Here is a 13,756-nt window from a genome sequence, read left to right as displayed (position 1 = left end):
AACTGATCGCACTGTTCGAAGCGAACACCAAAGGGCTGAAATGTCCGACGACCAGGTGAAGAAGTTCGCCGAAAACCAGATTACACACGGCAACCGGCACTTCGAACTGATCCGGATGCTTTGCTGAAAATCCGCCAGCTCAAAAGCGATGAACGGATTTCGCTGCGCAAACTCAAACTGCAGGAAACGGGGCTGTTGCTGGATTTCGAAAAGACCAAGCTGATCGCTGGTCGATACTCTAAACGCAAAGAAAAAGCCCGCTCTTTCGAACGGGCTTCTCTGCTTCTCTGTTTGGTACGACCGAGTGGACTCGAACCACCGACCCCCACCATGTCAAGACACGATGATTAACGAGTTAACTGATTGATTAGTAATAATAAAGGCATGAAAACCATGCCTCTGGAGAGTGAGTTTTGGGATTCGCTGAAGTCTTATAAATCAGTAGGTTAGCGAGGGGTTTTGGAACCACTTTTTGCTATGAAATTCGGTTCTTCATCCAACCATAGATGAACTTTTCATTCTTTTCACGCGCCTCACTGATATCCAAATATCGAGCACCCTGACTGCAGTTTAAAGAACGCCATAATATCTGTTCGCCTTCAGTACCTCGGCGTAATAAATAAGCTTCTAAAGCCGATAGGGTTGCGGGACCGATATGACCATCAACGATCAGGTCTTTATAGTATGCCTGGCTGTTGTTGTACGCGTTCAGCCAGCGCTGAAGAAACTTTGCAGCGATACTTGTGCCCATGTTGATGCCAGTATCAATCACTTCCTCACCAATGAAAGCGCTGATGGCGTGAATATCGCTGAAGCGTGGGGCTTTGATATAGCTGTTAAAGTAAATGTCGCATGCGATGGCTTGTGTCATGTCTGACATGGGTCCGGTATATCCGTTTTTCCTGGCGACAGCTTCAGTGATTCCCCAGGTTGTACTGCCACCAAGATCATCAGCATCGTTGGAATGATGGCCTTCTTTTATCAGAACCTCGTTGATGATTTGCTCCAGAGAGCGTGTTGCCGGCTGATTACGCATAGTCGCCTCCTTAGGTCTATGCGCATTCTTAACCTGTCGGAAATGTCATCAGAGGGCTTTCTGTTGCTGGGGCAAGTGTTATCAGCCTATATAAAAAACGGCCATCATCGCAATGTACCTTCTTATCCAATTTCATTTTCCCCCGTACCCCCTAAGAGGTTTATGGGCGCCGGATTGGATTTTTAGCACGGAAGGAAAAGGGGCGGCGCAACCTTGCATATTCGTGCGTAATTATGCGTTTATGTTTGTTGCTGACAGCTATTGATTTTCGTTTATTGATAGATTTTAGCTATGCCTTGTTATATCTCGGTAGGATGCGCATTCTGAAAACGGCCTTAACCTGTGGTTTTATTTTACTCTCTGGTTCAAATACATGTTTTTACTGTGTTTTTCGCTCTGTTTCAGTCCCACAAGTTATCCGTGAGTTTGATTTTTTGCTGTGATTTACTCTGGCACGTCCTTTCCCCTTTTGACCTCTTTCTTTTCTTTTTTCTTTTTAAAAAGAGAGAGATAGAGAGATATAGACAGGGAAGGTAGAGGCGGTGGTGTCCACAGGTTAGAGAAGGTGAGTGATTCCCTCTGACTGCCTTCATCTCAAATTTATATTGCAGCAAATTTAGTTGGACAAGGTGTCCCCCAAAATGCCAACCGCCGAAAAACTCGATCTTGAAGTCATTGAACAGTATTTGGAGTGGAAGAAAACTAACGAGAACTGCAGTGCAAAAACGGTAATCAAGTATCGGAAGGTACTGGAACAACTAAACATCTTTCTTGATTGCCAGTACGTTGAAGCCACTTTGGGAAAATTGGAGCAATTCAGTGGCGGCTACTTGCACCGAATGGGCTATTCAGCAGCTTCACGCAAGGTGGCCGTGGCTGCAATCCGGGGATTTTACAAATACCTTTACCAGCGCCGGCACATTCAGGATAACCCGGCAGTCCATCTGGTGTATCCGAAGTCCGGCAGACGTTTACCCAGAGCAATGGGTTTGCACAGTGCTGAAGCCATTTTGCTGCAGCCCGATTTGTCCGAGTTTTCTGGCATACGGGATAGCGCGATTCTTGCGTTACTGCTTGGGTGCGGCTTTCGTGTTTCCGGGGTGTGCGGCCTGAATGAATCGAATCTGATTTGGTACAAACATCAGGATGCTGATCGTCTGGCAATTTTGCTGAAAGAGAAAGGTGAAAAAGAACGAATGGTACCTGTGCCTTCCGAAGCCATGCTGCTTGTTCAGGCCTATTTAGGCCATCCCACTTTGGCTGATATTGACCGTTTATTGGAAAACGGTGATCAGGTACTGTTCGTGAACATGCGAAATCGCCACATTCCGGAATGGGAACACCGCGGCGAACTCCGGCGGTTATCGTCCCGGGCCGTCGACAGAATGATTAAGCGTTACGCCATTGCTGCCGGTGTTCCTGAAGATCAGGCACATCCGCATGCCCTGCGTCATCTGTTCGGCACCGAACTGGCAGAATCAGATGCATCCACACTGCAGATCCAATCTCTGATGGGGCATTCAGACCCAAAGACTTCCGCCATTTACACACACATTGCTATGCGCAAGATGACAACAGTGCTCGATAAGGGCAATCCATTGGGCAAAATCAACACGCCAGTGTCTGAGCTGCTGCGCGAGATGCAGAAGGGGAGAAAAGTATGAAGTTACGGCCGTTGCATGATTGGGTGGTGGTTGAGCGTGAATCCGTTCGCTCTGAAGGGAATGATATATCCATTTCGAGTTTACCTTCTAATCAGGGGAGGGTAATTGCCGTTGGGCAATTTGTGAGAGGGTTAAAAAAAGGTGACAAGGTTCAATTTAATGCATATGCGGGATATGTCTTATATAGTCAAAGTTGTACGGTAACACTGATAAAAGAAGCCGACATTTTAGTATTTTGGACTGAACCAATGGAATAGGTGGGAACAGGATGCAAAAAACAAGCTTAAATGACTTTGAATCATGGTTAGGCTCATTAGCTGGTGCTGCAGAAAAAGGGAAAGGACCAGCTCCAAATTTCTGGAAACCTTATCATTCGCTAATGCTTGCAGCTCAAGCCAGCTGTTTAGGCTGGAATAACTTAACTATTAACGCCCCACAAGCTGTAGTATCGTATCTAGCGAGAGTTAAGCTTTGGGAAGCGATAGGCTTAACACCACCTGTAAATGTAAATTGTCATGCAACCGCTGGTAGATTTGTTGAAGTACGCCCTGTAGTTGATGAGCGTAGTGTTGCTTCTATAACGCAAGAGTACGTGCAAGTTTTTCAACGACTGAGAAATGGATCTCTTGCTATCGATGGGTTGGAAATTTTATTGTCTGAGCTGCTTGGAAATAGTTATCACCATTCTGGAAGAAGCCATAAGCATTATGCATTAACAGGGGCGCAAACTTGGCCAAATGGAAATCTTGCGCAATTAGCGATTATCGATACAGGGATGGGTATTAGAGGATCTTTAGCACACAATCCGATGTTAAATCATCGATTATCGTCAGAAAACGCATGTGCTTTAGCTTGTGAGTATAGCGTGACATCAAAACCTGGAAATGGGCATTCTGGTTATGGCCTTACTTTTGCCAGAGATTTGATTGAAATTAATAACGGAAATTTAATTGTCGCATCAGGTGATGAAGTGTTTCAACTTTGCGAAAGGAATGTGCAGCAGAAGAAAATGAACTTTACGTGGGGAGGAACCATAATAATACTTGAATGGAACACTGATAAACCATTGATAGCTAGAGATGTATACAATCGGTGGCCTATGCCTCCAGGGATGTGTGAGGATGACTTTGATGATTTGTTTTAATGAACCAATAGAAATAACCAAGAAATTTAATGGGTTATCTACTCGAGAAGGTGGAGCTGAAGCTCGAAAGTACTTGCTGAATTGTCTTAATACTGAGAACAACATTATCATTGATCTTGGTAATATTAACTTAAGTCCTTCATTTGCCGACGAATGCATTGGACGACTGGTAGAAGCTATTGGGTTAGATCAGTTTAGAGCGCGAGTTAAGTTGGTGAACGTATCTGTATCATCAAGAACTCTACTTAAACTTGTTATTTATCAAAGAGCCAAGTTGACCTCTTAGTGGCACAGTAATTAGCTGTGTCAATTCTTTTCTGCCTCAATAGCTTGTGCGTTCTCTTTTTCTTGGTTTTCTCTTAAGTCTTAGAACTTACATAACCCGTCTTTAACTTTTCCAGGGATGTCAGATATACTGGACGTTGACGGACGATTTTACAGACCTTGAGAACTCGCTTTCGAAACGGCCAAAACCGTCCAAAGTCTTAGAACTTTTTATCAGACCCAGTTGCGCATAACGGCAGAATGCGCAACTCACAATCTTACTGCGGTGTCCGAGCCCTGATGATGACTGGCTTCAGTTTTCAGAAGGAATCAGGAAATGCGCAGCTTAATTCTCAATATCTCACCTGTTCTTCATCACCACACCATCACCGACCAAGGGGTGGGGGCTCGGCATAGGAAAACGCGCGTCTCCACAGGGGGAGGTGGGTACCTGGATAACTGCACCCAATTAGAACTTTCCCTGAGTGCCTCCGAACTGCAGAAAGCCGTCGACAGCTTGCCGCTTCCGCCGCATTGGAAAACCATTGCAGATCACCTTGGCCCTGAGTTGTTCCTCACGGTCTGGCGAAAGCTGGAAACCTTGCGTACCGAACGGCGACTGCGCATGCCGGTGCTGCTTTACTCGTACACTCATGAAGCGATGACGGCCGATGAATTCGAAGACTGGCTGGACGCCCAGCGCCTGGCGGCCGCGTGGTTCGAAATTTATGTGGCGGTGGATTCAGAACAGTATCGCTTCATCTGGCGGGAGCTGTTCAAAGCGGCCTATCAACCGAACCGAAAGAAGCTGCGCGTGTACGTGCCGGTGTTCCGGGTGTGGAACAACCATCTGCGCGATATCCTGATCGTCGAACTGCTGCGGGCCGATGTGCCGTTCGACCGGATTCGCCAGCAGCTCTACAAATGGCTGGGTGATGACATCTCGATCAGCCATCTGGGCAGAGTGAAGAAACAGCTTGAATCCCTCCAGTCTCCGGCGCTGGCTCATTAACGTATCGCCATGAGTGAGAAGAAGCCGAACCCGCCGCGTGAAACTGTCACCTTCAAATGTGGTGACTGCAGTTTCACCTTCAGAGCGGCACCAGTCCGTATTGAGGATGAGCCCAAGCGTGCGCATCCTTACCGCTATTTTGGAACCTGCAGCAACTGCCAGCGCGAAGTGCAGCAAGTACCGTGGGAAGTGGGGCAGTTTTGCGCTGTGCTCGCCTCCACAGGGCCGAAAACGCCGGAAGGCAAAGCACGCTCCGCATCGAATCTGGCCGGGCACCCAACTGTCGCAGAGCAGGCAATCACGCGATTCAACGCCCTGAAGCATGGCGCCAATGCCAAAACGGCTCTGTTTTTCCCAGCCCGGCCCGGAAAATACCCGCAATGTGCCACCTGCGATGTCGACCATACCTACTGCGCCACGCAACCCGCCTGCATCAAGCGCACCGAACTGATGATGCAGCACCTGATCGCCTTTCAGTCGGCCGACCCGTCAAAGCTCACCGAACTGCATGCAATTAACCAGGCAAACCTTGCCGCGATTTTTCAGGATATGATGCAAACCATCGTGGCGGATGGCGTCTCGCTGCGAAATCCGGTGTACGACTTCGACAAAGAAGGCGGATTCCATATCGGCCGCTACAAAGGCACTAACGGCGAAATGGTGACCATTGAAGAAATAAAAGCGCACCCGTTGCTCAAGCCCATGATGGAGCTGCTGAGCAAAAACAACCTGTCTCTGGCGGATCTGAACATGACGCCAAAAGTGCAGGTCGACCACGGCATCGAAATGGGCCGGACGATTGATCAGGAAGAGGAACGGGAATCGGCACTCGATTATCAGCGCAAGATGACCGAGCAAATGTCCGGCCTGAAGGAAATGATCGCCCGTTCTCAGAACCGGGTGCGACGCGACGACATTCTGATTGAGCACAATCAGGACAGCAGTGCCGAAGAGGGCGACTTCAGCGAGGTGAACCCGAATGGCTGAGCGCCTCAGCGCCGCGCAGCGGATAGAAATCCAGAGCCTGGCTGAAAAGGAAATCCAGCGTTATGCCGGAAATCACGGCATGTGGCACAAGCACGTTCACAATGTCGAGCTGGACCCGATGCAGCTGTTGAAAATGGAAGAGATGGACTTGCACCCGAACACCGTCGATTTCAGCTGTCGGCGAACCGGGAAAACAGCCGTCAAAGAGATGTACTTTCTGGAGTGGAACGCCATTCATGCCGATCAGGAAGGCGGGATTGTCGCCCCGCGTGAAGCGCAGTCTCTGGTCAACCTCGGCTACCACCTCGACGCCATTCGGCGATCGGATATTCTCAGCGGTTACCTGGCCTACAAATCGGGCCGCAGGCAGCTGGCCGACACCTATTACGAATTCGCCAACCGCTCGAAAGCCCGGGCATACGGCATCATGGCCAACGTCGATGGCGGCGACTTAACCTGGGCATCACTGGAAGAGGTCGATGACCTCGATGCCGATCGCCTGTATGGTCGTTTCCTGCTGATGATGGGCTCCAGCCGCCGACTGGGTGCCAGCAAAGCGTCGATTAATAAACCGCAAATTCGCATCACAGGTGTATTTAAAGGCGCCGATACCCTCAGCGGCCTGATTGATTCTGGCGAGTACACCTGTCTGCCAACGGTCGACTGTTACCTCGGCATCGAGCTGGGCATCCTCAATGAAGACTTCATCATGAGCATGCGCAAGCAGCTGCCCGAGGATGAATACATCCGTCAGCTGCTCTGCATTAACGTTGCTGCCAAAAACCTGATCTGGGAAAAGTACATCCGTAACGCAATTCAGGTTGGCGCCCGTATTGGGCTGGAACCCAGCGCCCCGGCACCATACACCGTGTACAAAAAGCGCGGTGTGATTGCTTTCGGCTACGACCACACAGGCCACGGTGAAAACCCGGCCTCGTCGCGTTCCTCCATCGTGGTAGAAGAACAGGTCGGCAACTTCTCGGTCGTCATCTTCTGCAAAACATGGCACCCGGGCACAGACGAAGGCATTATCCGGCGGGATCTGGTGGGATTCTGGCGCTACTTCCGGCCCGATTACGCCATCGGCGATGCCTTCGGTATCGGCCTGCTGACTCAGGTAAATGACGATCTCTTTGCGGAAGGTCTGACGCAAATCGACCGCCGCGCCATCGGGGGCGGTGAGAGTACCGCTTCAACATGGCCAGAATGGGCCTTCTCACCATTACGCTTTGAAGGGTACGCCAAACACCAGATGGCTCAGTCGCTGCGCAGCGCGTATCACAACCGCCAGATGGTGCTGCCATACGTCGACGACCGCGAGAACGATCCGGAATTGGAAGACTACGCCAAACTGCCAAGGCAGCTCCGCAACATCAAACCCACTCCCGTGAAAGCCGGCAGTTATTCCAGCTACAAAATGGTGAAAGCGTCTATCGGCGATGACCTGTTTGATGCCCACATGGCCTCGCATTGGGCGCTGGTCACGCAGGGCGCTGCACCTGTCCCTAGCATCATCACCATTAACCACAGAACCCGTGACCAGCTGTTGGGCAGCCCAAGCAGCCTGAACCTGTTAAGGAACCTTTCATGAGCATGATTTCCCGCATCTGGGCGGCTGTGAAAAACAAGCCACTGGCTTCCGCGCCCAATACCCCGGGCAACCAGAGCGGCCAGCAACACTCCGACAAAGGCCACATTGCCGACCCCGAGCGCTCGGTGCAGTACCTGTATGACATGATGCAGTGCGATCCCAACCTGCGCGCAGCCATCATCACCCTGCGTCACATGGACAAAATCGATCCGAGGGTGAAGAAAATTCACCGCCGTATCGCCAGAGATGCCACCAAAGGCGGGCTGAAACTGCACTGGATTGGTAAAGAAAACCAGCGCGTGAACAAGCAGTGGCAGCAATTCATCACCCGGTTGCAGCTCAACAATCGCGCCAAGTTGATGAGCGACGCGGGCGGGCTGGCCAAAGAAGGCAACTTGCCGCTGCAATGGGTGGTGAACGAAGCCATGCAGGTCACCAATGCCATTCGCATGCCGACCGAAACCATCATTCCCATTGTCGACACCACGGGCCGCTTCAAAGATCCGAAACGCGCTTTCCGCCAGATCGACCCGATTACCTGGCAGGAACTCTGCACCTTTCCGCTTTGGCAGCTCACGGTCAGTCGGCTTGACCCGGATAACTTCGATGACATGGGCTGTATGGGCAGGCCGTATCTGGATGCGAACCGCACCATCTGGCAGAAACTGGTGATGACGGAAGAAGATTTGGTGATCCGTCGCCGTACCCGTGCGCCGCAGAAACTGGCGCATTCGCTCGACGGGGCCGACAAAGCTGCGCTGGATGAATACCGCGAGCGGGTGGAAGGCCAGAGCGGGGAAATCGCCACCGACTTTTACGGCAACAAACTGTCGGTCACGGCCGTCAGCGGGGATGCCAACATGGACCAGATTGCCGACATCAGCCTGCTGGTCGATGCCTTCTTCTCGGGTGCCCCTGCACCGAAAGGGCTGTTCGGTTATGTCGACGGCATGGCGCGGGACATTCTGGACGATCTCAAGCAGGACTACTACGAAGAAATCGACGCCCTGCAGGATGCGCTGGCCTACGCCTATCAGGACGGCTTTAAACTGCAACTGCTGCTTGCCGGGCTGAATCCGGATTCGTACCAGTTTCAGGTTCAGTTCGTTGAACGGATGACCGACACCAAGAACCAGCGCGCAGACCTGGCCCTGAAATATCAGGCGCTGGGTATGCCGCGCAAATTGGCGTGGGAATCGGCGGGGGTTGATGTGCAGCGTGCCGAAAGCATGCGCGAAGAGGAAGCCAACAGCCGGGATCCGTATCCCGACCCGCACCTGCCACAAAGCGGCAAACCGGATGTCAGTATTACCCCGGGCAACCAGCCGAAAGGCGAGAGTGCCACCTCAATCACGAACGGGTGATCACCATGACAGACAACACCCGCACGCAGGTGAAGGCCACCATTCGCCGGGCGATGAAAGCCGCAGAACGAGCCACCAATGAACTTGATGCCACAGCCATGAATGAACTGGGGGTGCTGTATCAGTCGGTGCTGTCGGAAATTCAGTTTCTGGTCATGAATGCGGCCGACGAGCTGGGCGAGGTTCGCCTTTCCCAGCTGCAAACCTTAACCCGCGAGATTGAAACCCTGTTGGACCAACTGGCGCAAACACAGGCCAGCATGGTGGATGGCTATATTGTTCAGGCCGCGCAGCATGGCGGGACCACATTCAGCACCACTGTTGCGGCCGCGACTGTCAGTCAATCCATTGATGAAGCCGTGCTGGCCGTGCGTACCATGACTCACAAAGACGGCCTGCAACTGAGCGACCGGCTCTGGCGGGTCGACTGCCATGCACGGGAAGTGATCACACAGGCGGTTGAACGAGCGGTGATTCTGGGGCAGTCGGCCAGCGAGGCAGCTCAGGCGTTCCGGCAGCGCAGCCAGCCGGTGCCTGCCGACATTGCCCGCAACGCAGGGCTGTCGAATGCAGCGGGCATCAGCCGTACAGTCGCGCAGGAACTTATGGTGAACGATGGCGCACCTTACTCGCAAATCAAGCGCGTGATGCGCACCGAAATCAACCGGGCGCACGGCATGGCTTTTCAGAACGCTGCCTTTGAAGATGAGTTCGTCGTCGGCACACAATTCAAGCTCAGCCCAAACCACCCGAAGCCAGACATCTGTGATATGCACGCCCGGGCCAATCTGTACGGACTGGGCAAAGGTGTGTACCCGAAAGGCAAAAGCCCGTGGCCGGCACACCCCAATACGCTGAGTTATGAGCAGGTGGTGTTTGTGGATGAAGTGACAGAGGAAGACAGAACCAGCCAGACCGACCGCATCAGCTGGCTGAAAGGCCAGAGCCGGAAGGGGCAGAAAGCCGTGCTGGGCCACGATAAAAAAGTTGCAGCCCTGCAACAGGGCCACCTGAAAGAGAACATGATCGCCACCCCCTGGAAGCACCTGGAACCCTTGCTGAAGCGCAAGGGCATTGATACCGGGACCCTTTGATGCTGCTGAAAAATTGGGCAATTTTGCCTATGTAACTTGGATATAATGAGCTACATCAGTACAAGCCAGCGCAGACGAACGGCAGAAAGCTAGGAGCATAAATCATGAATACCGCACAACAACTCCCTCAGTTCCACTCAGCGAAACCCATTGTGAATGAAATTGTCTGCGAATGCGGCCACCGCATCTGCGACAGCGAAGGCGTGATCCGATCCCGTTGCGTGAAAATCGGCGAGGGCATTGCTCTGTGCCGGTGTAAGCGGTGGGTGAGTGTGCCTGTTGTTAACTGCTAAACGCCGCCATTAAAAGCCTTGCATACCTCAAAATGAGGTATGCATTTCATATAAAATGAGTTGACTAATTTCATGTGGTTCAAGAATATACCCTTATATGGATTAGTTAGGGTATAAAGGTTTTATATGAGTTCTGAAAAGAAAAGTGGTTTTATGGGTTATTTATTGATTCCCATGTTACTTGCAGTAATTTCTATAGCTTGGTTTTTTTATCCTTCATGGATGGGATATGTATTCACCCCTAAAGAAACAGTCTTACAAGGTGATTTAGGTACTCTAGGTGATTCATTTGGTGCTTTAAATACATTGTTTTCAGGGTTTGCCTTTGCGGGGATTATTGTATCAATATATTTGCAATCTAAAGAGTTAAAGGAAACGAGAGAAGAAATTAAAGCACAAGGTGAACAGTTTAAGCTACAAACTCAAGCTCTTAATAAACAAAACTTTGAAACTACATTTTTTCAATTGCTTAGTTTATACAATGAGATATTGAACTCAATTTACGTAGAGCACAAGTTTGGTAAAGAAAAAAGTAAAATTTTTGGTCGTGAAGCTGTTAAAGTTTTATATATGAATAAATTCATGGATGGAGAGTATAGACACTACTTGTATTACAATGGTTTTAAAGATGAACCGATAACAGAAAAACATATTCAATATTTGGACTTTCATCGTGTTTATGGAAGTGTTATTGGTCATTACTTTAGAAATATTTATCAAATTCTGAAGTTTGTAGATGAATCTAGTGTTGTTGATAAGAAATTGTATACGAATCTTTTAAGGGCGCAATTATCAAGTTCAGAGTTGGCTTTGTTGTTTTATAATTGTTTAAGTGAAATTGGTTCTGGTAAGTTTAAGTGTTTAATTGAAAAGTATAATTTTCTAGAACATTTGCCACCTCTACAAGATATTGATGTAAGGGAAGTCACAATGTATAAAAAAGAAGCTTTTGGGAAAAGTAATCATAAATACCTTGCGGATTTTGGAAAAGTTCAGTTTGAAACTGAATGATTGATACTGGTTTGTAAATTAAAAGCCTGAATAAATCCAGGCTTTTAATTTATGAGTTGATAATAAGATCATCTAGAAATTTACATAACTGATTATAGTCTTCCCTAACTTGAATGTAACCTTGATTGTTGAAAAATATTACTGAATAGTTTACATCTTCAGAGTGTCTTTGAATTCTAGTTATTTGCTCATGGTTAATTATTGCTTTCTCTGAATAGGATGTGTGTAGCTCGATAAATTTAGGCATTCTTATCTCTTACCAGTTAAGATTTGTTGACAAGTTTTTCTGCACGCTCTAAATACTTATCCATCTTATCGCATGACTCAATAGCACTATCTGAGCAATACACACATGAGAAAGACAAGTGAGCAGCTTGGTTTAGTGGAACACGGAGTGCAAAGTCATCAAGCTTCAAGACTTGTTCCGGCAGTCCTTTTGCCTGAACTCTTAGTGGATTGGATTCATTCGCACACCGTCTAAGCTGATTGAGATCACTTAAATCATATGTCGAATGCAATTGTTTCCCTTGCGCTTGAAGCGTCTTAATTTGTTGAAGTAGTTCTTTACCGTTGAATTCTGCTGCATTTATTGTGAATGGGATGAACGCGCAGAGTGTACCAATCAGCAATCTCATGGTGCATTTTCCTTATGCTACAGTGTGAGCATAAATCATACTCCAACATCACTGCCTGTAAACCTTGACTTTCACAAAATGCGCAATTAGTCTAAATGCATAACAGCAAAATCTGTTATCCGGGTTAGCGTCCGGCAAATACTCAACGAGCCCTCAGAAGACGCGCTCAGCGTCTTTTTTGTTGGGCGGCGTTCGCGCACACCTTAGAAAAGCTGTATTCTATGGCGGCTCGGGCAGGGGCGACTTCGGTCGCGCCGGTATCGTTGAGACCGGTAACGCTAACCTTGTCCGAGTTGCCACCCACGAGTATTAGCGTTCTCCGAGTGGCAATGTAAATTTGCATCTCAACGGAGACATGCTATGTCTATAAACTCAGCTTCTGCTTTCCAGGCAATCAACAAAGATCCGCACACCTTAGTCCTCGAAGCCCGGGAAATGATTGGCGGGTTAGCCGCAATCTCCGGCGCAACCTCAGGCCCGGTTGAAACCCTCACCGCTGAACAACTCTTTTATCTGTTTGCATCTATCGGCGACAAGCTCGACATCGCCTTACTCAAGATGGAGGCAGAATGATGGCACAGGCCAACGTCACCGAACTTGAACCAAAACGACTCGATGCCATGTACCAGGAACTGGCGGGGCCATACCCCGCCGTCGTCTGCGACTGCGGCCACTGCATCTTCACCCACCAGGGCGTCATCCGCTCCCGCTGCGTCAAAGTCGCCGAAGGTGTAGCGCTATGCAGGTGCAAGAAATGGGTGAAGGTGCCAGTGGGATAATTTACTGTTTTATTGAGTGAAAATAAATTAACAGACAAGGGTGTAAGTTTATTTGTCACACTTCCTTTTTATTACTAAAATGTAACGAGTTGGTTTTTCTGTTCGAGTAAAATAATTTGGTATGAATATTTTGGCGAATAAATTGAAACTTACATTAATGATTTTAGTTATATTAACGATGCAAATATCAGTTGCAGCATCTAATCAAACCTCAAAAATTGAAGTTCTTACAGAGGTTGCAAAATCTTTAGGAGATATTGGCGACTCTATCGTGAAAATAACGGATGGGATAAAACATGTTGTTGTAACAGGCGAAGAAGGAATTAACTATTTTTTTGCGAGAAAAGCAAGAAAAGATTTAATTAATCTTAGCGCTAAAAGCACTCAATTTTCTGCGTATCAAAATGTAGCGGTTACTGTGACAATTGACGAGTATTTACGTAATCCAAGTTACTCAGGTTGGGTAGATGTACAAGAAAGGCTATTAACTGTAGTAAAAGAGGGGGCTAAGCTTCTTTCTGAATGGAATGATGAACGTAGTGATTTTATCGTCGAACCATCTTACGCAAGCCTAATAGAGTCTTTAAATTCTAGAATAAGTATTTTAGAGAAGTTACTATTTTTGGAACCGCCAATAACAGAATCCGAACTGAATGTTCTAAAAAACGTAAATATAGAATATAAGAAGCTGATGAGGGAATTCAGGCTGGCGGTTAATGAGCTAAATGTATATTTAAAGCAATATGTTAAAAACTATAAGAAAGATTAGAAAACCCGTCGTCTAGCGTGTTTCCCCCCTCCCACCGCTTCCAAACCTTTGACACCCTGCCCATATTGATGGCGACCGAGCCCCTGAGTTAACCCTCAGGGGCTTTTCCGTTT

Annotated in this window: 17 protein-coding genes; 15 read left to right on the top strand and 2 right to left on the bottom strand. The window is 48.6% G+C overall.

Going from position 1 to position 13,756, the window contains the following annotated elements; genetic code table 11:
* The first annotated feature begins 120 nt into the window (after window positions 1-120).
* Window positions 121-351 (top strand): hypothetical protein, encoded by a 231-nt coding sequence (locus EA58_RS20310; protein ID WP_036757378.1) that lies wholly within the window; start codon window positions 121-123, stop codon window positions 349-351.
* 124 nt (window positions 352-475) lie between these two features.
* Here EA58_RS20310 and EA58_RS20305 read toward each other — a convergent pair whose 3' ends face one another.
* Complete coding sequence (locus EA58_RS20305; RefSeq protein WP_036757375.1) at window positions 476-1,036, bottom strand: glycoside hydrolase family 108 protein; 561 nt, start codon at window positions 1,034-1,036, stop codon at window positions 476-478.
* A gap of 641 nt (window positions 1,037-1,677) precedes the next feature.
* Between EA58_RS20305 and EA58_RS20300 the strand changes: the two genes are divergently transcribed.
* The 11 genes from EA58_RS20300 to EA58_RS20255 all read left to right on the top strand — a co-directional run bounded on the left by EA58_RS20300 (window position 1,678) and on the right by EA58_RS20255 (window position 11,460).
* Window positions 1,678-2,700, top strand: coding sequence for a tyrosine-type recombinase/integrase (locus EA58_RS20300; RefSeq protein WP_036757373.1), 1,023 nt, complete (start codon window positions 1,678-1,680; stop codon window positions 2,698-2,700).
* Window positions 2,697-2,957: a hypothetical protein gene (locus EA58_RS20295; RefSeq protein WP_036757370.1), complete on the top strand. Its 261-nt coding sequence runs from the start codon at window positions 2,697-2,699 to the stop codon at window positions 2,955-2,957. The genes EA58_RS20300 and EA58_RS20295 overlap by 4 nt, the downstream gene beginning before the upstream one ends.
* 11 nt (window positions 2,958-2,968) lie before the next feature.
* Window positions 2,969-3,844: a histidine kinase gene (locus EA58_RS21625; RefSeq protein ID WP_036757367.1), complete on the top strand. Its 876-nt coding sequence runs from the start codon at window positions 2,969-2,971 to the stop codon at window positions 3,842-3,844.
* On the top strand, window positions 3,780-4,130 hold the full coding sequence (locus EA58_RS22245) for an STAS-like domain-containing protein (RefSeq protein WP_081819778.1): 351 nt from the start codon (window positions 3,780-3,782) through the stop codon (window positions 4,128-4,130). Before EA58_RS21625 ends, EA58_RS22245 begins: the two co-directional genes overlap by 65 nt.
* Before the next feature lie 315 nt (window positions 4,131-4,445).
* Window positions 4,446-5,120, top strand: a complete 675-nt coding sequence (locus EA58_RS20280) for a hypothetical protein (RefSeq protein ID WP_036757363.1) — start codon at window positions 4,446-4,448, stop codon at window positions 5,118-5,120.
* A gap of 9 nt (window positions 5,121-5,129) precedes the next feature.
* On the top strand, window positions 5,130-6,107 hold the full coding sequence (locus tag EA58_RS22090) for a hypothetical protein (RefSeq protein ID WP_036757360.1): 978 nt from the start codon (window positions 5,130-5,132) through the stop codon (window positions 6,105-6,107).
* Window positions 6,100-7,698, top strand: a complete 1,599-nt coding sequence (locus EA58_RS20270; protein WP_036757357.1) for a hypothetical protein — start codon at window positions 6,100-6,102, stop codon at window positions 7,696-7,698. Before EA58_RS22090 ends, EA58_RS20270 begins: the two co-directional genes overlap by 8 nt.
* The gene (locus EA58_RS20265; RefSeq protein ID WP_036757355.1) at window positions 7,695-9,062 is read left to right on the top strand and encodes a hypothetical protein; all 1,368 of its coding nucleotides are present in this window, start codon (window positions 7,695-7,697) and stop codon (window positions 9,060-9,062) included. Before EA58_RS20270 ends, EA58_RS20265 begins: the two co-directional genes overlap by 4 nt.
* A gap of 5 nt (window positions 9,063-9,067) precedes the next feature.
* A complete protein-coding gene (locus tag EA58_RS20260) occupies window positions 9,068-10,156 on the top strand; it encodes a hypothetical protein (RefSeq protein ID WP_036757381.1) in 1,089 nt (362 codons plus the stop codon).
* Window positions 10,157-10,260: 104 nt separating this feature from the next.
* Complete coding sequence (locus EA58_RS21465; protein ID WP_081819777.1) at window positions 10,261-10,449, top strand: hypothetical protein; 189 nt, start codon at window positions 10,261-10,263, stop codon at window positions 10,447-10,449.
* A 126-nt stretch (window positions 10,450-10,575) separates the two neighbouring features.
* On the top strand, window positions 10,576-11,460 hold the full coding sequence (locus EA58_RS20255; protein WP_036757353.1) for a putative phage abortive infection protein: 885 nt from the start codon (window positions 10,576-10,578) through the stop codon (window positions 11,458-11,460).
* 263 nt (window positions 11,461-11,723) lie between these two features.
* Here EA58_RS20255 and EA58_RS20250 read toward each other — a convergent pair whose 3' ends face one another.
* Entirely contained in the window at window positions 11,724-12,095 is a 372-nt protein-coding gene (locus EA58_RS20250; protein ID WP_036757351.1) for a hypothetical protein, read from the bottom strand.
* A gap of 360 nt (window positions 12,096-12,455) precedes the next feature.
* On the opposite strand from EA58_RS20250, the gene EA58_RS20245 reads away from it, so the two are divergent.
* The 3 genes from EA58_RS20245 (at window position 12,456) to EA58_RS20235 (ending at window position 13,643) form a co-directional block, all read left to right on the top strand.
* On the top strand, window positions 12,456-12,668 hold the full coding sequence (locus EA58_RS20245) for a hypothetical protein (protein ID WP_036757348.1): 213 nt from the start codon (window positions 12,456-12,458) through the stop codon (window positions 12,666-12,668).
* On the top strand, window positions 12,665-12,874 hold the full coding sequence (locus tag EA58_RS21835; protein ID WP_036757345.1) for a hypothetical protein: 210 nt from the start codon (window positions 12,665-12,667) through the stop codon (window positions 12,872-12,874). The genes EA58_RS20245 and EA58_RS21835 overlap by 4 nt, the downstream gene beginning before the upstream one ends.
* Window positions 12,875-12,995: 121 nt before the next feature.
* Window positions 12,996-13,643: a hypothetical protein gene (locus tag EA58_RS20235; RefSeq protein WP_152548134.1), complete on the top strand. Its 648-nt coding sequence runs from the start codon at window positions 12,996-12,998 to the stop codon at window positions 13,641-13,643.
* Window positions 13,644-13,756: the final 113 nt, after the last annotated feature.

This window comes from Photobacterium galatheae (assembly GCF_000695255.1).
Taxonomy (GTDB): domain Bacteria; phylum Pseudomonadota; class Gammaproteobacteria; order Enterobacterales; family Vibrionaceae; genus Photobacterium; species Photobacterium galatheae.
Note: the sequence above shows the minus strand (reverse complement) of the source record. Positions and strands in the feature narration are given on the sequence as shown.

Coding starts and splice junctions, on each gene's coding strand:
- EA58_RS21625 (WP_036757367.1), top strand. CDS start 2,969: ATGCAAAAAACAAGCTTAAATGACTTTGAATCATGGTTAGGCTCATTA.
- EA58_RS20245 (WP_036757348.1), top strand. CDS start 12,456: ATGTCTATAAACTCAGCTTCTGCTTTCCAGGCAATCAACAAAGATCCG.
- EA58_RS20235 (WP_152548134.1), top strand. CDS start 12,996: ATGAATATTTTGGCGAATAAATTGAAACTTACATTAATGATTTTAGTT.
- EA58_RS20250 (WP_036757351.1), bottom strand. CDS start 12,095: ATGAGATTGCTGATTGGTACACTCTGCGCGTTCATCCCATTCACAATA.
- EA58_RS20270 (WP_036757357.1), top strand. CDS start 6,100: ATGGCTGAGCGCCTCAGCGCCGCGCAGCGGATAGAAATCCAGAGCCTG.
- EA58_RS22245 (WP_081819778.1), top strand. CDS start 3,780: ATGTATACAATCGGTGGCCTATGCCTCCAGGGATGTGTGAGGATGACT.
- EA58_RS20295 (WP_036757370.1), top strand. CDS start 2,697: ATGAAGTTACGGCCGTTGCATGATTGGGTGGTGGTTGAGCGTGAATCC.
- EA58_RS22090 (WP_036757360.1), top strand. CDS start 5,130: ATGAGTGAGAAGAAGCCGAACCCGCCGCGTGAAACTGTCACCTTCAAA.
- EA58_RS20260 (WP_036757381.1), top strand. CDS start 9,068: ATGACAGACAACACCCGCACGCAGGTGAAGGCCACCATTCGCCGGGCG.
- EA58_RS20255 (WP_036757353.1), top strand. CDS start 10,576: ATGAGTTCTGAAAAGAAAAGTGGTTTTATGGGTTATTTATTGATTCCC.
- EA58_RS21465 (WP_081819777.1), top strand. CDS start 10,261: ATGAATACCGCACAACAACTCCCTCAGTTCCACTCAGCGAAACCCATT.
- EA58_RS20280 (WP_036757363.1), top strand. CDS start 4,446: ATGCGCAGCTTAATTCTCAATATCTCACCTGTTCTTCATCACCACACC.
- EA58_RS20265 (WP_036757355.1), top strand. CDS start 7,695: ATGAGCATGATTTCCCGCATCTGGGCGGCTGTGAAAAACAAGCCACTG.
- EA58_RS21835 (WP_036757345.1), top strand. CDS start 12,665: ATGATGGCACAGGCCAACGTCACCGAACTTGAACCAAAACGACTCGAT.
- EA58_RS20305 (WP_036757375.1), bottom strand. CDS start 1,036: ATGCGTAATCAGCCGGCAACACGCTCTCTGGAGCAAATCATCAACGAG.
- EA58_RS20300 (WP_036757373.1), top strand. CDS start 1,678: ATGCCAACCGCCGAAAAACTCGATCTTGAAGTCATTGAACAGTATTTG.